A 26,017-nucleotide genomic window follows, 5' to 3' on the forward strand; every position below is an offset into this window, starting at 1 on the left:
ATGCAGTGAAAACCAGAATCATTTCTAATCCTTTTTATTCAGCCTGATCTTTTCCAGATAAGCAAACAGCTCCGGGTCGACGTTGTCGAATAAGCGGTTTTTCTTTGAGGGGATTCGTTCCAGATGTTCCTTGTGAATTTCGGAATTGGTCTCCTCAATTTCTTTTTTTAAATCCCTGGCAGAAAGGCGTGTGCAGCCTTTTCCTAAAATAATAATCTGTTCCAGCTTGTCCGAGGTAGCAACCCGCACCTGGTACTGCCTGCCGATCTGCTGGGAAATCTTTTCGATGTACTGGTCAGCCGTTTCAGCCTCCTTGGTGAAAATGACATGGATATTGTGGTATTTTATCACAGTGCCCGGATTTCCCTTGACTTTATATCCGTCAAAGACCAGGACCACATTGCATTTTTTATATCCCTGATAATTGCATAAAATATCCTGAAGCTTGATTCTGGCGGAATCCATGTTGAACTCAGCCAATTCCTTCAGCTCCGGCCAGGCAAATATAATGTTGTATCCATCCACCAAAAGATAATCAGAATTCATGGTGCCACCTCAATCCGAAGCCGCAAGGTGCTTAATGCGTTTTACATAGATCCGTCTGAGAAGGAAGGTGCTTAAGGTTACGGACATAATTTCAGACAGAGGAAACGCGTACCAGACAAAATGAAGGCCAAACAATTTCGCGAAAATATATGCAATTGGCAAAATACAGATAAGCTGTCTTGCCACTGATACGACCAGGCTGTAGACACCGTTTCCAAGAGCCTGGAAGGCAGAGCCTACCACAATGCAGTATCCCGCAAAAATAAAGCTGATGCTGATGGTCCGGAGAGCCGGAACACCGATGGACATCATATTTTCCGAAGCATCAAAGAGGGATAAAAGCTGTTCCGGGAATATCTGGAAGATGGCAAATCCGGCCAGCATAATGGACACGGCACCTATAATACTGGATTTTAAGGTTTTTATAATACGGTTTTTGTTTCCGGCCCCATAATTATAAGCAATAATGGGAACCATACCATTATTAAGCCCAAATACAGGCATAAAAATAAAGCTTTGCAGCTTAAAGTAAATTCCAAATACGGAAACTGCAGTTTCGGAAAACAAAAGAAGGATTTTGTTCACCCCAAAGGTCATGACAGAACCGATGGACTGCATTAAAATGGAAGGAAGCCCTACCCGGTAAATGGTGACAATGGTTTCCTTATGAGGGCGGAAGCCTCTCATATTTAAATTCACATCCGGATTTTTAGTCAGGTTGAAATACAGCAAAAGCATCATAGCCAGGATTTGTCCAATGACTGTGGCAGCCGCTGCCCCGGCAATTCCCATGGCAGGGAAGCCGAATAATCCGAATATCATGATGGGGTCCAGAATGATGTTGGTGATGGCTCCAAGTCCCTGAGTGATCATGTTGTAAATGGTTCGTCCTGTGGACTGCATGATCCGTTCCAGAGAAATCTGCAGAAATACCCCGAAGGAAAATATGGTGCAGATGGAAAGATAGGCTGTTCCCTGGCTTATGATCTCCTCATTGTCAGTCAGCAAAGAAAAATAAAACCGGGAGAAAAAGATTCCAAACAGAGCAAAGGCCAGTGAACTGAGAAGGAAAAGAAAGATTCCGTTGACAGCGGCCAGATTGGCTGCCTTCTGGTTCTTTTCTCCAAGAGAACGGGAGAGTAATGCATTGACTCCGACTCCGGTTCCTGCTGCAACGGCAATGATCAGGTTTTGGATGGGAAATGCCAGGGATACGGCAGCCAGGGACGATTCTCCCAGTCTTGCCACAAAAACACTGTCCACCACATTATAAAGGGCCTGTATCAGCATAGATAAGACCATGGGAAGGGACATGGTGAGGAGAAGCCTGTTTACGGGCATGGTTCCCATCTTGTTTTCCCCGGGCTGCAAAGTGCCCATGGTTTCAGACATATAAAAACCTCCTTAACATTAGTAAGCGTGGCTATAATTGTAACCTTTCCCACATGAAAAGTCAACATTGTGAGTTTTTTTAAATTTGTGAAAAATAAACATTGCACCTTAAAAAGGATTATGTTAATATAAGTGCAATTCATTGTAATAAAGCAGTGAATTATTATATTTGAGAAAGGCAGAGAAGGAGACTCTGGCCTATTGGACCTCAACAGGAAGATGGCGTCACCGACTGAGAGCGCTGTCACGTGGGACTTGGCTAAGGGAACACTCCGGAGCCGGTATGTCGAAGCGGCCTATATGGCGAAAGCCAGCAGGCGTCATGAGTAGACTTATCCGTATGCATGCGTTAAATGCTTGAGTGGGGACATTTTCCCCTCTGTCTGTCATATCTGCGGATGGAGGAAAGGGATTTGTCTCAATGCGGGTGGTACCGCGGGAAATATTAGACTATAAATCCCGTCCCGGAATATGTAACTGTATTCCGGGGCGGGATATTTTATTGTAAAAATCTGCTTCCGGAATCGAAACAATTACATTCAGGTAAGGAGAAAACAGATATGGAATTCATCAGTGGTGTAAAAGAAAAAGACATGCCGGAAATTAAGGAAATTTGTGCCGGTGACTATGAGGGAAAGACCGTTGCCATGGAAGGCTGCGTCCATACCATTCGTGATATGGGAGAGGTGGCCTTTGTGATCCTTCGGAAAGCAGAGGGTCTGGTGCAGTGTGTTTACGAGGAAGGAAAGACGGATTTTGATTTAAGTCTGTTAAAAGAAGAATCAGCCCTCCGGGTTACGGGAACAGTATCCAAAGAGGAACGGGCGCCCCGGGGATTTGAACTTCGCTTATTAACGGTTGAAGTGCTGTCCCAGCCTGCAGAAGCGCCGCCGATTGCCATCAGCAAATGGAAGCTGAACACCTCCCTGGAAACAAAGCTGGCTCTTAGACCCATTTCCTTAAGGAATCCTATGGAACGGGCAAAGTTCCGCATTCAGGAAGGAATTGTGAGAGGCTTTCGGGATTTTCTTCATTCCCAGAGCTTTACAGAAATCCGCACGCCGAAAATTGTGGCACGGGGAGCGGAAGGCGGCTCCAATGTGTTCCGGCTGGACTATTTTAATAAGAAGGCAGAGCTGGGGCAGAGCCCTCAGTTTTATAAACAGACCATGGTAGGGGTCTATGACAGGGTATTTGAGGTCGCCCCCGTGTTCCGGGCGGAAAAGCACAATACCGTAAGGCATTTAAACGAATATACCAGTATGGACTTTGAAATGGGATATATTGACAGCTTTGAGGAAATCATGGGAATGGAAACAGCCATGCTGCAGTACACATTTTCCCTCCTTTCCAGGGAATATGAGGCGGAGCTTAAGATGTTAAAGGTCACTCTTCCCGATGTATCCCGCATTCCAACCGTCCGCTTTGACGAGGCAAAGGAGCTGGTGGCTGAAAAATACAGCCGCAAAATCAAAAATCCCTATGACTTAGAACCGGAAGAGGAAGCCTTAATCGGCCGTTATTTTAAGGAGGAGTGTGACAGCGATTTCGTATTCGTCACCCACTATCCTGCCAAGAAACGTCCCTTTTACGCCATGGAGGACCCGGAAAATCCAACCTTTACCTTGAGCTTTGACTTATTGTTCAAGGGTCTGGAGATCACCACCGGGGGACAGAGAATTCATGATTACGATACGATCATCAAAAAGATGGAGTCCAGAGGCATGGAGCCGGAGGACATCTCTTCTTATCTGATGATATTCAAATACGGAATGCCGCCTCATGGAGGTCTGGGCATCGGCTTAGAACGTCTCACCATGAGACTTCTCGATGAAGCAAATGTGAGGGAAACCACCTTGTTTCCAAGAGATGTGACGAGACTGGAACCATAGAAGGAGGCAGGAGAAAATGGCAAATATAATCGATGATGCAACAATTGAATATGTAGGAATTCTGGCAAAGCTGGAGCTGGACGGATCAGAAAAAGAAGCTGCCAAAAAGGATATGGGCCGTATGCTGGACTATATTGATAAGCTCAATGAGCTGGACACAGAAGGCGTGGAGCCTATGTCCCACGTTTTCCCCATACACAATGTTTTCCGCCAGGATGTAGTGGAAAACGGCGATGACAGAGAAAATATCTTAAAGAATGCCCCTGAAAGCAAGGATGGAGCCTTTAAGGTGCCAAAGACAGTGGAATAGGGGGAAGAAAGATGACAGCAAAAGAAATTTTATCCCTTACGGCAGTGGAGCTGGGGAAAAAGATAAAAGCAAAGGAAGTGACTTCCGTGGAGGCGGCCAAGGCGGTTCTCGGCCAGATCAGAGCCATGGAGCCGGTTCTTAACAGCTATGTGACGGTTGATAAAGAGGAAGAGATATTAAGGCAGGCAGAAGAGATCCAGAAACGGATTGACAGCGGAGAGCTGACCGGACCTTTGGCCGGAGTCCCGGCTGCAGTAAAGGATAACATATGCATGGAAAACATGAAAACCACCTGCAGCTCCAAAATCCTTTCTGACTTCGTTCCCACCTATACGGCTGAGGCGGTGGAGAACTTGAAAAAAGCCGGGGCAGTGATCATTGGAAAGACTAATATGGATGAGTTTGCCATGGGAAGCACCACAGAAACCTCTGCCTACGGGCCTACCAGAAATCCCTGGAACCCGGACCATGTGCCCGGCGGTTCCTCAGGCGGTTCCTGCAGTGCGGTGGCAGCGGCAGAATGCTTCTTTGCTCTGGGCTCCGATACAGGCGGCTCCATCAGACAGCCTGCATCCTTCTGCGGAGTGACAGGCTTAAAGCCCACCTATGGAACTGTTTCCCGGTACGGTCTCATTGCCTATGGCTCCTCTCTGGACCAGATCGGCCCGGTGGCAAAGGATGTGACAGACTGTGCCGCCATTTTAGAGGTGCTGGCTTCCCATGACAGAAAGGACAGCACATCTGTGGAGCGGAAGGACAAAGATTTTATGTCGGCTTTAAAAGACGATGTGACAGGAATGCGCATTGGCATTCCGGCAGATTATTTAGGTGAGGGACTGGACCCAGAAGTGAAGGCGGCTGTTTTAAAGGCAGCTGAGGTTCTGAGGGAAAAGGGTGCGGTTGTGGAAACCTTTGACTTAAGCCTGGTGGAATATGCCATTCCGGCCTATTATGTCATCGCATCCGCAGAGGCCAGCTCCAACTTGTCCCGGTTTGACGGCGTAAAGTTCGGCTACCGGGCAAAAGAATACCAGGGACTTCACAGCATGTACAAAAAGAGCCGCTCCCAGGGCTTTGGGCCTGAGGTGAAACGCCGGATTATGCTGGGCTCCTTTGTCTTAAGCTCCGGTTATTACGATGCTTATTATTTGAAGGCTTTGAGAACAAAGGCTCTTATTAAGAAGGCATTTGATGAAGCATTTTCAAAATACGATGTGATTTTAGGGCCTGCGGCTCCTACGACTGCCCCTAAGCTTGGGGAAAGCCTAAAAGACCCATTAAAGATGTATCTGGGCGATATTTATACCATTTCCGTAAACCTTGCCGGGCTTCCCGGACTTACGGTTCCAGGGGGTAAAGATAAAAACGGACTTCCCATTGGAATCCAGTTTATCGGAGACTGCTTTAAGGAGAAAAATATTTTACAGGCAGGTTATGCTTTTGAACAGAGCACAGGCTATGAGATGCCAAGGCTGGCGTCAGAGGCTGCGGCTGGGAAGGAGGAGAGGTAAATGAGCAGACAGTATGAAACCGTTATCGGTCTGGAGGTCCATGTAGAGCTTGCGACCAAAACAAAGATTTTCTGCTCCTGTTCCACGGAATTCGGAGGAGCGCCCAATACCCACACCTGTCCGGTCTGCACCGGAATGCCCGGTTCCCTTCCTGTCCTTAACAAACAGGTGGTGGAATACGCCCTGGCAGTAGGCCTTGCAGCCAACTGCGGGATCAACCAGTACTGTAAATTTGACAGGAAGAATTATTTTTATCCCGACAATCCTCAGAATTATCAGATTTCCCAGCTTTATCTGCCCATCTGCCACGACGGCTATGTGGAGATTGACACGGCTTCCGGAAAGAAAAAGGTCAGGATTCATGAAATCCACATGGAGGAGGATGCAGGAAAGCTGATCCACGATGAATGGGAGGACTGCTCTTTGGTGGACTTTAACCGGAGCGGGGTTCCGCTTATTGAGATTGTGTCGGAGCCGGACATGAGAAGCGGGGAAGAAGTGATCGCTTATCTGGAAAAGCTGAGACTGATCATCCAGTATTTAGGAGCCTCAGACTGCAAGCTTCAGGAAGGTTCCATGAGGGCTGATGTCAACTTATCAGTCCGGGAAGCGGGAGCTTCAGAGTTTGGAATCAGAACGGAAATGAAGAACTTAAACTCCTTTAAAGCCATTGCACGTGCCATTGAAGGGGAGAGAAAGCGCCAGATTGAACTGATTGAAGAAGGAAAGGCCGTTGTCCAGGAGACAAGGCGGTGGGATGACAACAAGGAGTCTTCCTATGCCATGCGTTCTAAGGAGGATGCCATGGATTACCGTTACTTCCCTGACCCTGACCTGCCTCCTGTCATCATAGACCAGGAATGGCTGGACCGCATAAAAGCCGGACAGCCGGAGCTTCGGACGGAGAAAATGGCCCGGTATCAGGAGGAATATAACCTTTCTGAGTACGATGCGGACATCATTACAGGCTCCAAGCACATGGCAGATTTATTTGAAGCTGTGGCTGCTATCTGCCAAAAGCCAAAGGAAGCAGCCAATTGGCTGATGGTAGAAGCCATGCGCCTTTTAAAAGAACAGGAAATGGAACCTGAAAATATGACATTTTCCCCAGAAAACCTTGCAAAATTAATTGAATTGGTGGATAATGGTACCATTAACCGCACCGTGGGCAAGGAAGTCTTTGAGAAGATTTTTAAGGAAGATGTGGACCCTGAACAATATGTAGAAGAAAAGGGGCTTAAAATTGTCAATGACGAGGGAGAACTGCGCACGGTTATTGAGGAGATTGTTGCAGCCAATCCCCAGTCTGTGGAGGATTACCGAAACGGAAAGGAAAAGGCTATGGGCTTTTTAATGGGAAAGACCATGAGGGCTATGTCCGGCAAGGCTGATCCGGGGGCTGTCAGCAGGATACTGAAGGAAGTGCTTGGAAGCACTCAGGGTTAAGGAGTCTATATTGAGGAGGAGAATGAAATCTATGAAGCCGTATGTTGAAATGACAAAGGAAGAGTTACAGGAACTGAGAAAGCAGCTTGCTGCCCAATACAAGAGCTTTCAGGGAAAAGATTTAAGACTTGATATGTCCAGAGGAAAACCCAGCATAGAACAGCTTGATGTCTCCATGGGATTGATGGAGGCGTTGTGCGGCGGGGAGGACTTAACCTGTGAAGATGGAACAGACTGCCGCAATTACGGAGTGCTGGATGGAATCAAGGAAGCCAAGGAACTGCTGGCAGATATGATGGAGGTTTCTCCAAGCCAGGTCATTATCTACGGAAACTCCAGCTTAAACGTAATGTATGACACGGTTTCCCGTTCCATGACTCATGGCGTTATGGGAAGCACACCCTGGTGCAAGCTGGATAAAGTGAAGTTTTTATGTCCGGTGCCGGGATATGACAGACATTTTTCCATCACCGAGTACTTTGGAATTGAGATGATCAATGTGCCCATGACTCTTACCGGTCCGGATATGGATATGGTAGAGGAGCTGGTGGCACAGGATGATTCCATCAAAGGAATCTGGTGTGTTCCCAAATACTCCAATCCTCAGGGGATTTCCTATTCTGATGAAACAGTCCGCCGCTTTGCCAGGTTAAAACCGGCTGCAAAGGACTTTAGAATCTACTGGGATAACGCTTACACCATACACCATTTATACGATCACGACCAGGATCACCTGATCGAGATTCTTGCCGAATGCAAGAGAGCCGGAAATCCGGATATGGTTTATAAATTTGCTTCCACCTCAAAGGTCAGCTTCCCTGGTTCAGGAATCGCTTCCATCGCAGCCAGCCAGAACAACTTAGAGGATATTATGAAGCAGCTGAAGATTCAGACCATTGGACACGACAAGGTGAATCAGCTTCGCCATGTGCGCTACTTTGGAGACATTCACGGCATGGTAGAGCATATGAGAAAGCATGCGGATATCATGAGGCCTAAGTTTGAGGCAGTGATTGAGACTCTGGAAAGAGAGCTGGGAGGACTTGGAATCGGAGAGTGGACCGCTCCCAAGGGAGGATATTTCATTTCCTTTGATTCCATGGACGGCTGCGCCAAATCCATCGTTGCAGGCTGCAAAAAGGCAGGGCTGGTAATGACCGGAGCCGGAGCCACTTATCCTTATGGAAAAGACCCTCATGACAGCAACATCCGGATCGCTCCTTCCTATCCACCCTTATCTGATCTGATTCTCGCCATGGAACTGTTTGCCGTGTGCGTGAAGATTGTCAGCATTGATAAGCTTCTGGCTGGAATGAAATAATTAAAAATGAGCTTTGACCATGGTGTTATAACCGGTCAAAGCTCATTTTTTAATAGGCTGTTTTAAGATTGTCAGTCGAACAGTACCAGATTGATAAATGCCTGGAAAGCTTCTGTCTGGAATTTATCCTTGTGAAATGCCACGTGGTTCATACAACTGATGTCTAAGTTCTGAACCTCGATTTCAACCACCTCTCCCCGCTTGACAGACTCGTCTGCAAAGATTCTGGGAATTACTCCTATTCCGATATTTTCCTTTACTGCCTGCAGGATTACGTCAGAATTAGTGCTGGACCAGAGAGGCTCTGCGGATAGATTGTTTAAGGAAAGGGCGGAGTCAAAGGTGTCCCGTAAGGTGCAGCCCTGCTCCCTTAAAAGGAGAGGCTCCTTGATGAGGCGGTCCAGGGTCACAGGCTGGGCAGAACGCTTGGCAAAGGGATGGGCTGGGGCGCAGATCACAGCCAAAGGATAGGAAGAAAAAGGGATTTTTTCCAGCCGGTCTTCTGGGATGACGCCTTCCACCAGGCCGATATCCAGTTCATTTTTTAAAAGCTTACTAATGATCTCTCTGGAATTATCTATGGTGACCTTCAGCGTAGTATCGGGATTTGTGAGGGAAAACCGGGATACGGCCTGGGGAAGTAAGTAGCTTCCCAAGGTGACACAGGAGCCGATCCGCAGGGGGGCCTGAAAATGAAGGGCGCCCGAGTAGCTTTCCAGATCCTGATACAATTCCAGAAGGGGGATGACTTTCGATAAATAAAATTTGCCGTTTTCATTGATGACCACCTTACGGGAAACCCGGTCAAAGAGGGTGGTTCCAACGGATTCTTCCAGTTCATTGATGGCGTGTGAGATAGCAGGCTGTGTCATGGACAGGGCTTTGGCTGCCCCGGTAATGCTGCCTTCCTCACACACCGTTTTAAAGATCGTGAGATGTCTTAAGTTCATGTCAGATGTCCTTCCATTACCAATGGTTCATGTGATAATCTACATTATATCATTTTGATAATAGTATGAACAGATATTTTGAAAAAAATGTCGAAATACTTACAAACGTTTTGCAATGGCCTTGATAAAATCTTCGCTGCTTAATACGGTTGGGTTGGGAATGGTGGTGATGAGAGCCAGGTCCTTTGTCATCTCTCCGGCTTCGATGGTGTCCAGGGAGGCTTGTTCCAGTCTGTCTGCAAAATCAGCCAGCTTCTGGTTTCCGTCCAGTTCTCCCCTCTTTCTTAAAGCTCCTGACCAGGCAAAAATGGTTGCCATGGAATTGGTGGAGGTTTCCTGGCCCTTTAAGTGCTGGTAGTAATGGCGCTGTACGGTTCCGTGGGCAGCCTCATATTCATAATCTCCGTCAGGGGACACTAAAACAGAGGTCATCATGGCGAGGGAGCCGAAAGCAGAGGATACCATATCGCTCATCACGTCTCCGTCGTAGTTCTTACAGGCCCAGATAAAGCCGCCGTCCGCCTTCATGACACGTGCCACTGCATCGTCAATGAGGGTATAAAAATAGGAAATCCCTGCTTCCTTAAACTGGCCTTCAAAGTCCGCATCAAAAATGTCCTGGAAAATATCCTTAAAGCTGTGGTCGTATTGTTTGGAAATGGTGTCCTTGGTGGCGAACCATAAATCCTGCTTTGTATCCAGAGCATAGTTGAAACAGCTTTTTGCAAAGCTTTCAATAGAATCGTTTAAATTGTGCATTCCTTGAATGATTCCCGGTCCTTCAAAGGCGTGAACGGTTTCCCTGGTTTCGGTTCCATCTTCTGCGGTGTATACCAGCTCTACCTTTCCTGCTCCCGGAATCTTCATTTCCGTTCCCTTGTAAACGTCGCCGTAAGCGTGTCTTGCAATGGTAATAGGCTTTTTCCAGCTTTTTACACATGGATCGATTCCCTTGACAACAATAGGTGCCCGGAATACGGTTCCGTCTAAAAGGGCTCTGATGGTAGCATTAGGGCTTTTCCACATTTCCTTTAAGCTGTATTCCTTTACACGGTCTGCGTTGGGGGTGATGGTGGCGCATTTGACAGCGACCTTGTATTTTTTTGTGGCATTGGCAGAATCTACGGTCACTTGATCATTGGTCTGGTCACGGTAGGAAAGACCCAGGTCATAATATTCTGTTTTTAAATCAATATAAGGCAAAAGAAGATTGTCTTTGATCATTTGCCAGAGAATCCTGGTCATTTCGTCACCATCCATTTCAACAATGGGAGTTGTCATCCTGATCTTATCCATGTGCTTGTCCTCCTTAAAATTATTGGTGTAAGCTATAGTATACGATGAATTGTAAAATCGCACAAGTATTCTATGTAAATTTATTCAGCCATTTCTGAATATTATACACTGTTTCCGGGGCTATAAAGTGTTCTACCTTTTCCACCTGCTCCAGTTCATCGGAATTCTGGTTAATGTAGCAGAAAAACCGGTGGAGCACATCGTGGCGGAATAATAAATATTCACCCAGCTGCAAGCCGGGCTCTGTCAGGGAAACGGTGCCGTACTTTTCAAAGCGCACCAGGCCCTGTTTTCTTAGGTTTCCGGTCATTTTGGAGGCTGAGGAGGGCTTTACGTTAAGGCATTCAGCCAGTTCCTTAATGCGGACAGTCTGGCCGTCTTTATGGAGGCGGCAGATCATTTCTAAGTAATCCTCCATGGAGGAGGTGATCCTGGTGTTTTCCAGAAGAGAATAGCCCTTTAAGGTATAGAAGTTGTGGGGGTTAGACATGGGGACTCCTTTATGAAGGATGTTATTTATATTTATTCCCTTATGGGCAGTTCTATGAGTGATAAGGCAGACCCATATAATGCTTGACACCCCGGTATCTAAATGGTATAGTTTTACTACACAAACTGTAACTGAAAATAGTACAGAACAAGGGTTTTTATTCAGAACCATGTGCCATTGAGAGGAGGCTTTATTTTGGGATTTACACTAGATGTGAGTGTTCCGGTTTTGACCGTGTTTGTGCAGGGGCTGGTCAGCTTTTTTTCACCCTGCGTCCTTCCCCTGATTCCCCTTTACATCGGGTATTTATCGGGAGGAACAGGAGTGAAGGGGGAGGATGGAAGGATTTATTATGACCGGAAAAAGGTCTTGCTGCATACAATCTGCTTTGTCATTGGAGTCAGCTTTGCTTTCTTCCTTCTGGGTCTTGGTTTTTCCGCCCTCGGCAGCTTTTTTAAATCCAACCAGCTTTTGTTTGCCAGAATCGGAGGAATCCTTGTTATTATGTTCGGCTTGTACCAGCTTGGTTTCTTTGGACAGTCTTCCATTTTAAGCAGGGAGGGCCGGCTGCCCTTGTCCATTAACACCCTTGCCATGTCACCATTTACAGCTCTGGTTATGGGCTTTACCTTCAGCTTTGCCTGGACGCCCTGCGTGGGACCGGCTTTGGCAAGCGTGCTGATTATGGCGGCTTCAGCTTCTACAAAGGCATGGGGCTTTGCCCTCATCGGTGTGTATACCCTGGGCTTTATTCTGCCATTTCTGGCGGTGGGCTTTTTCACCACATCCGTCCTTGCATTTTTCAAAACCCACAGCAATGTGGCAAAGAATGCGGTAAAAGCCGGAGGCGTGCTCATGGTGCTCATGGGAATTATGATGTTTACCGGAAAGATGAACGGAGTGACCGGGTATTTGTCATCCATTTCGGGTGGGATTGCTACGGAAACAACGGCGGCTTCTGAGACGGAAGAGGAAGAAACGACAGAAAAGCCGACAGAAGAATCTACAGAAGAATCGGTTCAGGCTTCTGAAGATGCTGCTTCTGAAGATGCTGGAGAGGAAACAAAAGAGGAAAGCGAAAACCAGCTTCTTCCGGCCATTGATTTCACTCTGACGGACCAGTTTGGCAATACCCATTCCCTTTCTGATTACAAGGGGAAAACCATATTTTTGAACTTCTGGGCCACCTGGTGCCCTCCCTGCCGGGCAGAGATGCCGGATATCCAGAAGCTGTATGAATCTTATGATACGGAAGGGGACAATGCCCTGATCGTCCTCGGTGTGGCTGCCCCCAATTATGGGCAGGAAAAGGATGAGGAAACGGTTAAGAAGTTTCTGGAGGAGAACGGGTATACTTATCCCACTTTGATGGATACTACAGGGGAATTGTTTGAGGCTTACGGAGTATATTCTTATCCTATGACCTTTATGATTGACAGGGACGGGAATGTATTCGGCTATGCCAGCGGTATGCTGTCTGAGGATACTATGCGCAGCATTGTGGAGCAGACCATGAATGGAAAGAGGAACTGACGGCATTGGGAATGAGAATTGCCGGTGTGACAGAATGAATAAATTAAGAAGGGGAGCAGCAGAGACCGACGTTTCTGCTGCTCCCTTTCTCACTTCCATGTCCTTTTCGTCATATGATAAATAAAAAGGACAAGGGAATTTTATGGTAAAAAGTGAGGCCACAAAGGATATGACCAGCATAGAACTTTTGGGAATACGGGAAAATTTAAAAAACTCCGATTATACGGAGATCGAACGGTTCCGGGAATCCTTTGATGCAGATGAAATGGGTTTTGCGGAAGGAAGGGAAGGGATTTAAATGGAGGTTCACAAGCTATTGACCCCCTATAATTACAGCAATGGACAGGGGCGCACCATCCGGTATATTGTGATCCACTATGTAGGGGCTTTGGGGGGAGCGGAGGCAAACTGCAAGTATTATGCTTCCGGGTATATCGGAGCCAGCGCCCATTATTTTGTTGGTTTCAGGGGAGAAATTTGGCAGTCCGTTGAAGATAAGGATATTGCATGGCACTGCGGGGCCAAGATATACCGCCATCCAGAGTGCCGCAACAGCAACAGCCTGGGGATCGAGCTATGTGTCAGGAATAAAGGAAGCCAGTCGGATACCAGCAGGGACTGGTATTTTGAAGATGCAACTGTAAAAGCTGCTGTTGCGCTGACAAAAAAGCTGATGAAGCAATACAGCATTCCGGCGGACCATGTAATCCGCCACTACGATGTGACGGGAAAAATTTGCCCCAACCCTTATGTATATAATCATACTCAGCATACCTGGGATAGTTTTCAGGCGGAATTGAAGACAGAACCTCAGCTTAAATCCGGATGGAGAGAGGAAGACGGGGGCTGGAGATTTTATCTGGGAGATACAGGAAATTATGTCAGGAACGACTGGTATCAGGATGGGGAAGAGTGGTATTGGTTTAATGATGCGGGATTTATGGAAAAAGATACATGGAAGACCGGGTCAGACGGGAAGTGGTATTATTTAAACAACGATGGAGCTATGGCAAAAGACCAGTGGATTATCTGGAAAGGGGAGTTGTACCGGGCTGCAGAGGATGGGAGTATGTTTGAAGGGAATATGTATTTGAGTACGGATGATAAAGGGTCCCTGCACATGGGATAAAGGGGGTTTTGTTATATAAGATATACTTTCTCATATATACCGGAATTGAGGATTGTTCAGAAATTAAGTTTTTTAAGTAAAAAATACCGCTATGGGCATTGTAACAGCACATAGCGGTTTGTTATTCTTCATGGTAAAGAGTAGCTTTTTATGTGTTTATAATCGGTCAAAACAATTTCTCCATCTGGTTTTATATGATAAATCAATTCATCTTCACCAACAGGGTTATGGGCGCCGATTTGAGGAGTGGTGCGGAATTTTACTAGAATTCCTACATTTTCCTTATCCTCAACACTCAAAACTTCAGTTTCATAATCATATACCAGGATATAAGGATTGGAGTAGAAAAGTTGAGTATCTGTATAGATATTTTTTAGGAAACACCTGACTATGACAATATCTTTGATACTGTCCTCTGTTACCGTTTCCGGGTTAACTGTTTGGAGCGATTTATGATTTCTGGACGTTAGAAATAATCCTAATAATAAAAATATAAAAAGTGGTAATATAAAAAGTGGAATATATTTTTTTATCATGGTATATCCTTTTTGCTGTATTGTATTACAAGGTATTTCTTGAATGGTATAATTATACATTTTTATAGAAGGGTTTGATTATATGGAAAAACTGATAAAAAAGAAAATAGATAAATACTGAATTGGGGATTTATAAGAATTAATTGGAAGATAAAAGTCTGAGTTGCTTTATGAAAGTTGGTTTAAGAGTCAAGAACAGTAAAAGAGGACTTGATTTCTCAAGCCCTCCATTGTATAATTTACTTAGAAAGGTTATCGGAATTGATCTTCCGATTGCCCTCAGTAAAAATACCTATTTTGAAATAGCATCTACTTTGGACGGTGGGATGCTATTTCTTTTTGTTGTTATGATTGTCTATGTAAGACAGAGCCGCAAAAATTACAAGTATTAAGGTTAAAACTTCACCTGTACTCATAAGGGCATCACCCTCTCTTTCGTAATACTAGAGGGCATCTAACATCGGAAAATCGCATCCGCTTTCTTTTCAATTATGCAATACAATTATAGCATATGAAGTAACCATTCACAATCAATAAAAGCACCAATGAAGAGAGTCTTTCGAACGTGTTTTAAAACAAGAAAACGGCAAAATACTGATACATTTTCAGTGTTTTGCTGTTTTTTTCATGTATCTGACAGGAATCGGGCCTAAGGCTGTTTATGAACATGTGCAGCTTCACGCAGCAGATGAAAAGAGTAAGCTAAAAAAATAAAAGTTACAAAAACAATATGAAGATGTAACTGGGATGTAACCACGTGATGATATATTAAGGATAACAAATCAATATATAAAGGAGGAGACTCTATGAAAGCAGGAAAGCATTTAAAACAGATGATATCATTACTGCTGTCTGTTGTCCTGGTTATTACTAATCTGGGGACTTCAGCGGGGGCAGTTCACGAAGCAGACAACAACCTTGTAAATTTTACGATTTCGGAAGATGATTTGACAGCAGCTATAGAAGAAGTAATTGAGCAGGGTGGAGTACCGGTTTCTACGGAATATTTTAATTTTACAGACGGAGAAATTGATAAATACAATACATTATTTTCTGACAGAGAAGAAGAGGCTGTTTATGAATTTGAAGCAAGCTTTGAAAGTTCAGATGCAGAGGTTCAGTTACATAGCTTTATCCGTCTGCCGGAGAACCTGGATGAGGGATATAGCCTGACAGGAAACGAGCAGATTATTTTTCTTTATGTTAATAACAGCGAATCAACAGTCCGCTGTTCCATTACCATTACCACAGCCGATGGAGAGAGCAAAACAACAAAGGCGGTAGAGGTTGAGGCGTATCAGGAAGCATTTGAAAAAGAAGAGAAACAGGGAATTGACACTAACGCTGGTGCCCCGGTAACAAATGAAGTACCGGACACAGAAGCAGCAGAGCCCGAAACAGAGGAATCTGTAGTTGAAGAAACTGAAGACGGTCAGGCGGAAGAGACAGAGGAATCTACTGAGGAAAGTACACAGGCAGAAGAAGAGGAAACTGTTGAGGAAAGTACACAGGCAGAAGAAGAGGAAACTGCTGAGGAAAGTACACAGGCAGAAGGAGAGGAAACTGCTGGGGAAGGTACGCAGGCAGAAGAAGAGGAAACTGCCGGGGAAGGTACACAAGCAGAGACAGAGGAAACTGCTGAGGAAGGTACACAGGCAGAAAAAGAAGAAGCTTCTGAGGAAGATACACAGGCAGCAGAAGAGAATAATTCTGAAGCAGTTGAAAGTTCACCTCAGGCCTCTATTTCTCGCCATAATGCACCAGTCGTGGCAGCCAGCCTGTCATCAAAAGACAATGGCTTGGTAGGAATCGATGGAGCAGCAACAGCTGTAGCTATTACAACCACTCTGGAGGAGTTGGGAGTTGAGTTTGAAGCAATGCTGTTTGCAAGAGGATCAAATGAAAGTTTTGAAATTGAAGATTTCCTTGATGCTGGATACCCTAAGATGGAATTCAGGGATAGCAACGGAAATGTTCTGGATACAATGTTAAATGGTGATGGTGAGGTCGTTAGAAAACCTAGTGGTCAGCCTCTCCCCAGAAATATGCAGTTCTACATTGCTTTATCATACGGACTGAAAGATTCTGAATACCATGACTATGAAGTACAGAGTGGAGATACATTTACATACACTTATCCTGAAAACCTGAAAATCACAACAAATAACTTTGCAGTAAAAGATTCATCAGGTGAAGTGATTGGTACCGGAATTGTTGAAGACGGCAAGCTAACGATTACTATTACAAAAGACGGTGTTGGATCTCAGTTCAGAGGAACCGCAGGTATATTTGCTTCCGTGGATTGGGAAAAGGTTGGAGACACAACAGAACTGGTTGAAGTTAATTTGGGAGAACTTGAGTATGATCTCAGATTCCCGAAAGTGGTCGTAACAGAAACTCGTAAGGCTACTGTAAATAAGGCAGTCAGTGATACAAAATTCAATGAAGAAACCGGTGCAGGTCATATTAAATACGATTCGGTTACAAATTTACCTACAGCTGTTCGATTTGAAGTAACAGTGACAGCTGATTCAAAAAATACCGGATTACTGGAGAATATATCTTTACTTGATACCTTTACTCTGGCTGACGGTACTGGAAGTTTTGATACAGAAAGCGGAGTAAGAATTGTTTCTGATTCCAATAGTACAGTAACTTCGGCAGAGTTTGAAGCGACTGGAGAAGATAATCAGATGCGCATTACTCTTAAGGACAGCCAAGGAAATAATGCTTCTCTGGTAAAGGGGCAGGTAGTTAAGCTGAGCTATTGGGTGAAGCTGAATGAAGACATATGGACCAGTTCCCTTAGCGGAGATTCAGGAAGTAATTTTACTACATCTACTGTAAAACTTAACAATACAGTTGCAGTAAGCAGCGGAGAAACACCGCTTAGTACAAAAACAGCTAATTACAATAAGACCTTCAAATGGTTCATGAAAACAGGAAAGGTCATTAAGGAATACAATGATGGTACTACAGTACATAAACCTGCAGTTGAGTGGGATGTATTTTTAAATCCAGGTGGGGCAAATATAGGTGGTTGGACCGTCAAGGATAAACTGGATTCTAAGCAAGAATATGTAGGTCCGGTAAATGTATATGCATTTAAAAGTGTAAATGACTATCTTGGTGCATCATCCTTAGCAGGAAAACTTGTTGGAACTGCTGATGTCTCAACTGAAAATGATGTATCAATTTGGACTTACACAATACCGAAAGACAAAGCAACTTATTATTATGTATTTGTATATCATACCAAGGTTTTAAATCCAACTGATGAGAGTACAGGTAATGCGTTGAGCCTGGCTAATAGAATCGAATTGACTGCTCCTGCAGGAAGCGGCGGATCTGGAATCGGTCTGGGTGGCGAAACCGGCGTTGAGGTTGAATATGATACTTATGCTTTAACAAAAGATAATGCTGAAGCAATCTCTGAGAACCCTGGCGTTGCAACAAAATGGGGTTGGGGAGAATTTGGAAAAATCCGTTGGAACTCTGTAATATCCAGTTATAAAAATGGTGAAGAAGAAGACGCAGTCATTACAGCAGGTTCTACATATACCGACAATCTCAGCATTGTTACGAATGATGATGATAAAGACGAGATAACAGCTTTAGTTGACTATCATGTATTTGATGCTGATGATGAAGCAAATCTGGTTTTAAAAGACGGTGATGGAAACACACTGAGTCAGCCGGATGATTATACGGTTGAATTTACAGACAGAAGCTTTACCGTTACTTTTAATAAAAATGTAGCTGCTCCTGTAACAGTGACATATACTTCCACAGTGACAGACTTTAAAGCACTGGGAAATACTGACCTTCTGTTTGAGAACAAGGCGGAATTCAACTTTGGAGTTAACTTACAACGGAATGACCAGGCATATCATCCATTCTTCAGCAAAGATTATTTGGATAAGACTTATTACTCTGAAGATTCCGCCACTGGAATTGTAAGATGGAAATTAGTTTTCAATAAAGGCTCCAAGTTAGATCTTGGAGGTCATACAGTGGATATCATAGAAGAGATACCTGACGGTATGGAATTTCTGGAACTCCTTCATGGATCCGGTAAGGTTCCTGAAACAGGAAGAGATGGTAAGCCTGCATATGAAATTTTACCTGACAATAAGGTTGTTATCCACCTTAATAACATTACCACTGTTAACCGTAATCTTTCCAGAGAAGAAACTTTCTACGTAAGAACTAAAATCACAGATCCAAATAAGAATCCGTTTTTGAATAAGGCAACTTTGCAGATTGATGGAAAGGATTTATCAGAATCAACTGCTGAAAGAAGTTTCCATGTTTCTGTTTTTGATAAGTCTTCGATATACAATGCAACCACAGCACCTTTTGTAAAATACACGTTAACAGTTAACAGCCAAAAGGCAAAGTTAACTAAGAATCCTGGCGATACTCTCACAGTAAGAGATAATCTTCAGGCTGATGAAATGAACTATGTAGACTTTATCAACAACGTTAAAGTAATCAATAAAGCTACAGGCTTAGAGATTCCTAATGTTGAAAAGAAAATCATTAATAGTGGCAGAGGATTTGAGATTACGGGACTTCCGGATGCAACTCACATCGAAATCACATACGATGTATCCTTATCAGCAAATCTGAATGAACAGGTAAATATTAAAAACGCTGCACAGTTAATCTATCCTGACAGTGTACCTATTTCAACTGAGGATGGAAAAAAAGTTACCATTATCAATCCGATAGCTACAGGTGAAGGTGTTTTCAAGGCTAAAGTTGTTAAAATGGATCAGGCAGGAGCACCGCTGGAAGGAGCTGAATTTACTCTTTATAAAGCAGTGAAAGAGGGCGGTTCCTGGAAGGCTGGCGAGGCTATTGGCACTTACAATCCAGCTATAGAGGCTGGAGGAAACACAGCCAGGGACATCATTGGAAACAACGGAGAAAACCTGCAAAAAGATCAGATTTATTACCTGGAAGAGACAACAGTACCGGATGGATACACGGGGGCACCAGGAATCTTTTTCGCAATATTTGGCAGTAATCTCGGTGACAAACCTGCCGGCATTAAGTATTATCAGTCAGGTCAGGACATTGCATTCTACAACATAAAGGTTACTGCTTTAGCTGCCACAAAGAACCTGATAGGACGTAATTTGGCAGATGGCGAATTTACCTTTGAAGTATACGATGGTGATACCCTGATTAGTACCGGAACAAACAAGACAGACGGAACCATTGAATTTACACCGATTGATTACAGCGAATTAACTGTAGGTGATCATGTATTTACAGTAAAAGAGCTGAAAGAAAGTAAAACAGGCGTTACATATGATTCCAGCGTATACACCATTGAGGTTAAAGTAGGTAAGACAGGAGATGGGCGGGTTTACTCAGAGATAGGAGATATCTATCTCAATGGCGATAAAGTAACTAAAATCGTATTCAATAATGACTACGAGAAACCAGTCACAGGAACCAGCATCGGATTAACTGCCGAAAAGATACTTGATGGACGTAAACTGAAAGCCGATGAGTATACATTTGACTTGTATGCCGAGGGTAATGATATACCTCTTGATACAGCCAAGAATGCGGCAGACGGAACGATCAAATTTAAGACGATCAATTATGAAAAGGGCCAGGACGGCTCCTATACATACATTGTAAAAGAGCGTATGGAAACTCAGCCAAATGTAGACTATGACCGCAGCGTATATACTGTTAAAGTTGATGTAACTGTAGATGATTCAGATGCAGAAGTTAATAAGCTGGTTGCAACAAAGACAGTATATAAGGGAGAAAGTACATCTCCGGCAGAAGCCATTGTGTTTACAAATACTTACACTCCACCAGTCTTCAATGATGAGATCCAGTTCAGAGCTAATAAGGAACTGGTTGGACGTGTCCTTACAGCAGAAGAGTTTACCTTTGATGTATATGAGGGCGATGGAGAAGAACCAATTGATACTGCAACAAACAATGGCGAAGGAATCATCGAATTCAAGACCATCACCTACGGAGCAGATGATGCAGGCACTCATACCTACAAAATAGTAGAACGTAAGGGCGGCAAAGCACATGTAACGTATGACCCAACTGTTTATACTGTTGAAGTTAAGGTGAGCAAAGAAACAAGAGAAACTGAAACAGGTGATGAAATCGATATTGTTGCAGAGATAACAAAGATGGCAAAGGTGAATCCGGATGGTGATACCCCAGTAGATGATATTAAGTTTACAAACACCTACAATCACCCGGTAACAGATGCCAGCATCGCATTAAAAGCCAATAAGGTGCTTGCCGGGCGTACCCTTGCAGCAGATGAATTTACCTTTGATGTATATGAGGGCGAAGGTGAAGACGAAAGATTAATCACTTCTGCAGCAAACAAGGCGGACGGAACCATCGAATTTGCACCGATTACCTATGACAGAGATGATGTAGGAACTCATGTATACAGAATCGCAGAGCGTCTGGGCAGCAGAGCAAATGTAACGTATGACCGCACAGTTTATTATGTTATGGTTAATGTAAAGGAAGAAACAGTAGGTTCGGACTCAGCTCCAGAAATCAAGGTTACTGCTGAGATTACAAATACATATCTGGCAGATGAGACTCTGGTAAATGGCGTTGTGTTCAATAACAGATATACACCTCCAAGAACCGGTGGCGGCGGTGGCGGCGGAACCGGCGGTAATGTCATTATAACACCAGGAACAGTGCCATTGGCCCAGATGCCAGCTCCATCTCCAGAACCAGGTACAGAATTGATCATAATTGATGGAGATGTTCCATTAGCTGGTCTGCCTAAGACAGGCGACCTTGGCAGAAGCCAGAACGGCATTATCCTGCTGCTTGGTTCTCTTATGCTCAGCATTTACATGATGCTGCAGAAAAAGAAACACGAATAAAGAAATAGAAGTATATTTAACAATAAGACGCAGCGAAACTGGCTGCGTCTTATTGTTTTCAGAAATATATTCAACTGTTTTTGACTGTGAAAAAGGGTCTTAAAGGAATGAGAATATTTTAGGATTAAAACAAGAAAACGGCTTAATACTGATACATTTTCAGTATTGTGCCGTTTTTTATCATGCATCTGATAGGAATCGAACCTACGCACGCAGCTCCGGAGGCCACTGCTCTATCCACTGAGCTACAGATGCATCTTTTACATTCTACTATAGATTGTTTTAAAGCGCAAGAGTTATTTGTTGATTTTTGTTTGTTTTTTTGTTAGAATGTATGGAGATTGATGTCCCGGGAGGATGAGCCTGTATGAAGGACTTATTAGAAAAATGGAATAAAAAATTGACAGCAGAAAACAGGCGTTTTCTGAAATTTCTGGCCATTCCACTGGCAGCGGTTTTATTGATCGCTGTCATAATTGTGCTGGATAAATCCGGGCCGGAACAGGGAACGGTGGAGAACGTGGGAACAGGGTCTGAGGCATTGCCGCCGGGAGATGAAGACGGAGAAGGCACAGCCCAGGAGCCTGCAACAGTGGATTTTACCCTGCAGGAGGAGACTATACCGGAGATTCATGATTTAATGGAGGCTTATTTTAAAGCCAGAAAAACCTGTGATCCGGAGCTTTTAAATGAGGTATACGGAGGGACCTATTCCCAGGAACAGATCAATGAGCAGATTGCCAGAATGGAAGAGGAAGTAAAATTCTACCGGGGCTTTGAGAATCTGATCTGTTATACGGTTCCCGGAGTAGAAGAAGGGGATTATCTGGTCTATGCAAAATTTGATATCATGTTCCGTCAGGCAGATACCCTGGCACCCAGCTTGATTTTGTGCTATGCAAAAACCGCTGAGGATGGAACTTATTATCTGGTGGGAGATGTGAATCAGGCCCAGTCTAAGTATATGGAAGAAGCAAACCAGTCTGAGGCTGTTCAGGCCATGGCAAAAGAGGTAAACGAAAGCCTTGAAAAGGCCTTAAAATCGGATGAAAACCTTCTGGCTGTTTATCATACTCTGACAGATGAAATTGAAGAAACAGATGAAACTGAAGGAACAGATGAGATAGAAGAAACAAACGAGACAGAAGATACAGAGTCAGGCAGTCAGCCGGACAATATGTAAAACACATGCTTCTCTGCGTGGCACCGTGCAGAGGAGCATTTTTGGCAAAGGAGAGAATTGCTTTATGAACGTTAGAGACTTTTATTTTGATTTACCCCAGGAGTTGATTGCCCAGGACCCTTTAGAGGACCGTTCTGCTTCCAGGCTTCTGGTATTGGATAAGAATACCGGAGAGCTGGAGCATAAGCATTTCAGAGATGTTCTTTCTTATTTAAAGAAAGGGGATTGTCTGGTTATTAATGATACGAAAGTAATACCGGCCCGGCTGTTTGGTGTGAAAGAAGGAACAGAGGCAAAGATTGAAATACTTCTGTTAAAGAGAAGAGAAAACGATGTCTGGGAAACCCTTGTAAAGCCTGGGAAAAAGGCAAAAGTGGGAACTGTGATTTCCTTTGGGGACGGGCTTTTAAAAGGTACTGTAATAGAGATTGCAGAGGAAGGGAACCGTCTGATTCAGTTTTCTTACGAAGGAATATTTGAAGAGATTCTGGATCGCTTGGGACAGATGCCCCTGCCTCCCTATATCACCCACCAGCTTCAGGATAAAAACCGCTATCAGACCGTATATGCAAAGCATGAGGGCTCTGCAGCAGCTCCCACGGCAGGACTGCATTTTACAAAGGAGCTTTTGGAGCAGATTGAGGGCATGGGAGTCTCCATCGCCCGGGTGACTCTTCATGTGGGGCTCGGAACCTTCCGCCCGGTAAAGGTGGATGAAATTGAGAATCACCATATGCATTCAGAGTTTTATGTGGTGGAAGAGGAAGAGGCTAAGAAGGTCAATGATGCTAAAAAGCAGGGCGGAAGGATCATCTGCGTGGGAACCACAAGCTGCCGGACCGTGGAATCAGCCTCCACAGAAGATGGCACCTTAAAGGCGGGAACCGGATGGACGGAGATATTTATTTACCCGGGATACCGTTTTAAGGTTTTGGACAGCCTGATCACCAACTTCCATCTGCCCGAATCCACCCTGGTAATGCTGGTTTCAGCCCTGGCAGGGCGGGAGGCTGTTCTTCATGCCTATGATGAGGCAGTGAAAGAGAGATACCGTTTTTTCAGCTTCGGAGATGCCATGCTTATTACCGATCTGAATGAAACGGGAAAGGAAGAAGGAAAAAGGGGGTAGAACGCGTGAAAACGGCTGAAGATTTAAGACAATTTCTTCGCTCCATAGACAGGAAGGGGTACCCGGCTTACAAAGGGGCCAAGGGAGAATACCGTTTTCCCGATTATATCCTTTCCATTGACCATGTGCAGGGAGATCCCTTTGCCTCTCCTTCCAGAATCAGTATTCATGTAGAAGGAAAAAAGGCGGATTTTCCCTTATCCGCCTATGACCAATACCACAAGAGGATTGCATTGGAAGACCATCTGCTGAGACGGTTTGGAAAAAGGACAGAGCAGTTTAATTTTAAGGCAAAGGGCTCCGGAAAAAGCGGGCTCCTTTCTGTAAGCTGCCCCGGACAGGAGATTTTAGAACGGACGGCTTGCTCTGTCAGGGAAAAAGACGGGGGGCTGGTAATCCGGCTGGAGGTTGGATTTCCAGCTAACGGAAGGACTATTAACTCCGGGGAACTGATTAAGATTCTTTTTGATTTTCTTCCCTCCTGCGCAGCAGAAACCTGTTTTTACGGAAAATATCCGTCAGCAGAAAAGCTGAGGATTGAAGAGGTTCGAAAGCTTTCTGAGGATCAGGAAGAAATCAGAAGGCAGATTGCTGCCAGAGATTTGGCAGCCTTTGTCGCGAACGGCTCTGTTCTTCCCAGAAAATCCGGTGTTTCCAAAAGACCGTTGGAAAAGGCAGTGCCTTTCCAGTCTCCGGCTTCCATGGAGGTGGAGATGGATCTTCCCAACAGGGGAAGAATAAAGGGAATGGGCATTCCAAAGGGCGTCACCCTGATTGTGGGAGGCGGATACCATGGAAAAACCACGCTATTAGAGGCCTTGCAGTGGGGCGTTTATAATCATATCCTGGGAGATGGAAGGGAGCTTGTAATCACCGATGCTTCGGCTGTCAAGCTGAGAGCAGAGGATGGGAGAAGCATTCAAGAGGTGGATATTTCCCTTTTTATCAAGGATCTTCCTGATAAACGGGATACGGTCCGTTTCTGTACCCAGGATGCCAGCGGAAGCACCTCCCAGGCTGCCGGTACGGTGGAGGCCATGGAAAGCGGAGCCAAGGTATTTTTGCTTGATGAGGATACCAGTGCCACCAATTTCATGGTGAGGGACAGGTTGATGCAGCAGGTGGTAAGCCGGGAAAAGGAGCCGATTACTCCTTTTATTGAGAGAGTAAGAGGGCTTTATGAGCAGCAGGGGATTTCTACCATTCTGGTTGCAGGAAGTTCGGGAGCTTATTTTCATGTGGCGGATTATATTATTCAGATGGACTCCTATGTGCCTAAAGACATTACAGAACAGGCTAAAAAAGCGGCCGGGGACTATGGAGATAAGGTTTCCTCCCTGCCTCTGCCTGAGGTGAGGTTTTGCCGGATTCCTGCCGGACTTTCTACGGGAGGAAAGGACGGACGTTCTAAAATGAAGGTTCTGGGGCAGGACAGCCTTCAGATTGACCGGGAGGTGGTGGATCTGCGCTTTGTGGAACAGCTTGCAGAGTCCGAGCAGATCACGGCCCTGGGATATTTTCTCAAATATGGTGCAGAGCATTTGATAGACAGAAAGAAAACCCTGGTTCAGATCGTAGATGAACTGGAAAAGCAGGTTTTCAGCCATGGGCTCATTTCCCTGGGAAAGGGGGAAGGACTTCCTTCCAACCTGGCTCTTCCCAGAAGACAGGAGATTTTTGCGGCCTTTAACCGGTGCCGCAGCTTGAGGTTTTAAAGAAAAGACGGGGGGACGTATCTATTATGGAAGAAAAGAAACATATGGTGGGAGGCATTTCCAGAAAGACGCTGGAACGCCTCCCGGTCTATCATCACTACCTGGAGCAGAAAAACAGGGAAGGAACGGAGACCATATCATCACCGGCCATTGCCCTGGAGCTTAAGCTTAACGAAGTTCAGGTGCGAAAGGATCTGGCAATGGTGGCAAGAACGGCGGGAAAGCCTAAGATGGGATATCTGGTTAAGGATTTAATCGGGGATATCGAAGAGTTTCTGGGGTTTCACAATGCCAATCAGGCGGTTTTGGTGGGAGTGGGACACTTAGGAAAGGCTTTGCTGTCTTATAAGGGTTTTGACCAGTACGGCATTGAAATTGTCATGGCCTTTGATTCCGATGGAAGAAAGGTGGATACAAAGGTGGGAGGGAAAATGATTCTGCCTTTGGAAAAGCTGGAAAATCTGTGCCGGAGAATGAATATTCATATAGGAATTATTACGGTTCCTAAAGACAGTGCCCAGGAGGTTTGTGACCGTCTCGTAAATGGAGGTGTAAAGGCCATCTGGAATTTTGCCCCCATCCATTTGTCGGTACCTGATCATGTGCTGGTTCAGAATGAAAATATGGCGGTATCCCTGGCAGCATTATCCAAATATCTTTATGAAGCGGATAAGGTGAATTTGCCCGCAGGACAAAGAGAAGACCCTCTGGAAGGTAAAGAAGGCAGGATGTAACA

At 44.8% G+C, this 26,017-nt stretch carries 19 protein-coding genes and 1 tRNA gene; 13 read left to right on the forward strand and 7 right to left on the reverse strand.

Annotated features, from left to right (window positions below; genetic code table 11):
* Window positions 1-24: 24 nt before the first annotated feature.
* Both V7M78_RS01840 and V7M78_RS01845 read right to left on the reverse strand, forming a co-directional pair.
* On the reverse strand, window positions 25-546 hold the full coding sequence (locus V7M78_RS01840; RefSeq protein WP_333645832.1) for an NYN domain-containing protein: 522 nt from the start codon (window positions 544-546) through the stop codon (window positions 25-27).
* Window positions 547-555: 9 nt separating this feature from the next.
* Window positions 556-1,938, reverse strand: coding sequence for an MATE family efflux transporter (locus tag V7M78_RS01845; RefSeq protein ID WP_333645834.1), 1,383 nt, complete (start codon window positions 1,936-1,938; stop codon window positions 556-558).
* A gap of 560 nt (window positions 1,939-2,498) precedes the next feature.
* Here V7M78_RS01845 and aspS point away from each other — a divergent pair.
* The 5 genes from aspS to V7M78_RS01870 are packed head-to-tail and all read left to right on the forward strand — an operon-like array spanning window position 2,499 to window position 8,418.
* Window positions 2,499-3,830 (forward strand): aspartate--tRNA(Asn) ligase, encoded by a 1,332-nt coding sequence (aspS, locus tag V7M78_RS01850; RefSeq protein ID WP_333645836.1) that lies wholly within the window; start codon window positions 2,499-2,501, stop codon window positions 3,828-3,830.
* 16 nt (window positions 3,831-3,846) lie between these two features.
* Window positions 3,847-4,140: an Asp-tRNA(Asn)/Glu-tRNA(Gln) amidotransferase subunit GatC gene (gatC, locus tag V7M78_RS01855; protein ID WP_333645838.1), complete on the forward strand. Its 294-nt coding sequence runs from the start codon at window positions 3,847-3,849 to the stop codon at window positions 4,138-4,140.
* A gap of 11 nt (window positions 4,141-4,151) precedes the next feature.
* Complete coding sequence (gatA, locus tag V7M78_RS01860) at window positions 4,152-5,651, forward strand: Asp-tRNA(Asn)/Glu-tRNA(Gln) amidotransferase subunit GatA (RefSeq protein WP_333645840.1); 1,500 nt, start codon at window positions 4,152-4,154, stop codon at window positions 5,649-5,651.
* Entirely contained in the window at window positions 5,652-7,097 is a 1,446-nt protein-coding gene (gatB, locus tag V7M78_RS01865; protein ID WP_333645842.1) for an Asp-tRNA(Asn)/Glu-tRNA(Gln) amidotransferase subunit GatB, read from the forward strand.
* A gap of 31 nt (window positions 7,098-7,128) precedes the next feature.
* Window positions 7,129-8,418, forward strand: a complete 1,290-nt coding sequence (locus V7M78_RS01870) for an aminotransferase class I/II-fold pyridoxal phosphate-dependent enzyme (protein WP_333645844.1) — start codon at window positions 7,129-7,131, stop codon at window positions 8,416-8,418.
* 71 nt (window positions 8,419-8,489) lie between these two features.
* On the opposite strand, the gene V7M78_RS01875 is transcribed toward V7M78_RS01870, so the two are convergent.
* From V7M78_RS01875 to V7M78_RS01885, 3 genes are all read right to left on the reverse strand, one after another.
* Complete coding sequence (locus V7M78_RS01875) at window positions 8,490-9,368, reverse strand: LysR family transcriptional regulator (RefSeq protein ID WP_333645845.1); 879 nt, start codon at window positions 9,366-9,368, stop codon at window positions 8,490-8,492.
* A 99-nt stretch (window positions 9,369-9,467) separates the two neighbouring features.
* Window positions 9,468-10,664 carry an NADP-dependent isocitrate dehydrogenase gene (locus V7M78_RS01880; protein ID WP_333645847.1) on the reverse strand — a complete coding sequence of 399 codons (1,197 nt, stop codon included), beginning with the start codon at window positions 10,662-10,664 and terminating at the stop codon, window positions 9,468-9,470.
* Between the two features lie 70 nt (window positions 10,665-10,734).
* A complete protein-coding gene (locus tag V7M78_RS01885; RefSeq protein ID WP_333645849.1) occupies window positions 10,735-11,154 on the reverse strand; it encodes a metal-dependent transcriptional regulator in 420 nt (139 codons plus the stop codon).
* A gap of 195 nt (window positions 11,155-11,349) precedes the next feature.
* On the opposite strand from V7M78_RS01885, the gene V7M78_RS01890 reads away from it, so the two are divergent.
* From V7M78_RS01890 to V7M78_RS01900, 3 genes are all read left to right on the forward strand, one after another.
* Complete coding sequence (locus tag V7M78_RS01890; RefSeq protein WP_333645851.1) at window positions 11,350-12,687, forward strand: redoxin family protein; 1,338 nt, start codon at window positions 11,350-11,352, stop codon at window positions 12,685-12,687.
* Between the two features lie 142 nt (window positions 12,688-12,829).
* Complete coding sequence (locus V7M78_RS01895) at window positions 12,830-12,985, forward strand: hypothetical protein (RefSeq protein ID WP_333645853.1); 156 nt, start codon at window positions 12,830-12,832, stop codon at window positions 12,983-12,985.
* Window positions 12,986-13,816, forward strand: coding sequence for a peptidoglycan recognition protein family protein (locus V7M78_RS01900; protein ID WP_333645855.1), 831 nt, complete (start codon window positions 12,986-12,988; stop codon window positions 13,814-13,816).
* Between the two features lie 128 nt (window positions 13,817-13,944).
* Here V7M78_RS01900 and V7M78_RS01905 read toward each other — a convergent pair whose 3' ends face one another.
* Entirely contained in the window at window positions 13,945-14,352 is a 408-nt protein-coding gene (locus tag V7M78_RS01905; protein WP_333645858.1) for a DUF3888 domain-containing protein, read from the reverse strand.
* Window positions 14,353-15,158: 806 nt separating this feature from the next.
* On the opposite strand from V7M78_RS01905, the gene V7M78_RS01910 reads away from it, so the two are divergent.
* On the forward strand, window positions 15,159-21,254 hold the full coding sequence (locus V7M78_RS01910) for a doubled motif LPXTG anchor domain-containing protein (RefSeq protein WP_333645860.1): 6,096 nt from the start codon (window positions 15,159-15,161) through the stop codon (window positions 21,252-21,254).
* 183 nt (window positions 21,255-21,437) lie between these two features.
* On the opposite strand, the gene V7M78_RS01915 is transcribed toward V7M78_RS01910, so the two are convergent.
* Window positions 21,438-21,509: transfer RNA gene (locus V7M78_RS01915), tRNA-Arg, on the reverse strand.
* 112 nt (window positions 21,510-21,621) lie between these two features.
* Here V7M78_RS01915 and V7M78_RS01920 point away from each other — a divergent pair.
* The 4 genes from V7M78_RS01920 to V7M78_RS01935 all read left to right on the forward strand — a co-directional run bounded on the left by V7M78_RS01920 (window position 21,622) and on the right by V7M78_RS01935 (window position 26,015).
* Window positions 21,622-22,437, forward strand: coding sequence for a hypothetical protein (locus V7M78_RS01920; protein ID WP_333645861.1), 816 nt, complete (start codon window positions 21,622-21,624; stop codon window positions 22,435-22,437).
* A 64-nt stretch (window positions 22,438-22,501) separates the two neighbouring features.
* Entirely contained in the window at window positions 22,502-23,566 is a 1,065-nt protein-coding gene (gene queA / locus V7M78_RS01925; RefSeq protein ID WP_333645862.1) for a tRNA preQ1(34) S-adenosylmethionine ribosyltransferase-isomerase QueA, read from the forward strand.
* A gap of 5 nt (window positions 23,567-23,571) precedes the next feature.
* Window positions 23,572-25,281 carry an ABC-ATPase domain-containing protein gene (locus V7M78_RS01930; RefSeq protein WP_333645863.1) on the forward strand — a complete coding sequence of 570 codons (1,710 nt, stop codon included), beginning with the start codon at window positions 23,572-23,574 and terminating at the stop codon, window positions 25,279-25,281.
* Window positions 25,282-25,307: 26 nt separating this feature from the next.
* A complete protein-coding gene (locus V7M78_RS01935) occupies window positions 25,308-26,015 on the forward strand; it encodes a redox-sensing transcriptional repressor Rex (protein ID WP_333645864.1) in 708 nt (235 codons plus the stop codon).
* Window positions 26,016-26,017: the final 2 nt, after the last annotated feature.

It is taken from the genome of Lacrimispora sp., assembly GCF_036758025.1.
GTDB lineage: Bacteria > Bacillota > Clostridia > Lachnospirales > Lachnospiraceae > Lacrimispora.

Excerpts from the sequence above, each read along its gene's own strand:
- V7M78_RS01840 (WP_333645832.1), bottom strand. The coding sequence starts at position 546 with ATGAATTCTGATTATCTTTTGGTGGATGGATACAACATTATATTTGCC.
- V7M78_RS01845 (WP_333645834.1), bottom strand. The coding sequence starts at position 1,938 with ATGTCTGAAACCATGGGCACTTTGCAGCCCGGGGAAAACAAGATGGGA.
- aspS (WP_333645836.1), top strand. The coding sequence starts at position 2,499 with ATGGAATTCATCAGTGGTGTAAAAGAAAAAGACATGCCGGAAATTAAG.
- gatC (WP_333645838.1), top strand. The coding sequence starts at position 3,847 with ATGGCAAATATAATCGATGATGCAACAATTGAATATGTAGGAATTCTG.
- gatA (WP_333645840.1), top strand. The coding sequence starts at position 4,152 with ATGACAGCAAAAGAAATTTTATCCCTTACGGCAGTGGAGCTGGGGAAA.
- gatB (WP_333645842.1), top strand. The coding sequence starts at position 5,652 with ATGAGCAGACAGTATGAAACCGTTATCGGTCTGGAGGTCCATGTAGAG.
- V7M78_RS01870 (WP_333645844.1), top strand. The coding sequence starts at position 7,129 with ATGAAGCCGTATGTTGAAATGACAAAGGAAGAGTTACAGGAACTGAGA.
- V7M78_RS01875 (WP_333645845.1), bottom strand. The coding sequence starts at position 9,368 with ATGAACTTAAGACATCTCACGATCTTTAAAACGGTGTGTGAGGAAGGC.
- V7M78_RS01880 (WP_333645847.1), bottom strand. The coding sequence starts at position 10,664 with ATGGATAAGATCAGGATGACAACTCCCATTGTTGAAATGGATGGTGAC.
- V7M78_RS01885 (WP_333645849.1), bottom strand. The coding sequence starts at position 11,154 with ATGTCTAACCCCCACAACTTCTATACCTTAAAGGGCTATTCTCTTCTG.
- V7M78_RS01895 (WP_333645853.1), top strand. The coding sequence starts at position 12,830 with ATGGTAAAAAGTGAGGCCACAAAGGATATGACCAGCATAGAACTTTTG.
- V7M78_RS01900 (WP_333645855.1), top strand. The coding sequence starts at position 12,986 with ATGGAGGTTCACAAGCTATTGACCCCCTATAATTACAGCAATGGACAG.
- V7M78_RS01905 (WP_333645858.1), bottom strand. The coding sequence starts at position 14,352 with ATGATAAAAAAATATATTCCACTTTTTATATTACCACTTTTTATATTT.
- V7M78_RS01910 (WP_333645860.1), top strand. The coding sequence starts at position 15,159 with ATGAAAGCAGGAAAGCATTTAAAACAGATGATATCATTACTGCTGTCT.
- V7M78_RS01920 (WP_333645861.1), top strand. The coding sequence starts at position 21,622 with ATGAAGGACTTATTAGAAAAATGGAATAAAAAATTGACAGCAGAAAAC.
- queA (WP_333645862.1), top strand. The coding sequence starts at position 22,502 with ATGAACGTTAGAGACTTTTATTTTGATTTACCCCAGGAGTTGATTGCC.
- V7M78_RS01935 (WP_333645864.1), top strand. The coding sequence starts at position 25,308 with ATGGAAGAAAAGAAACATATGGTGGGAGGCATTTCCAGAAAGACGCTG.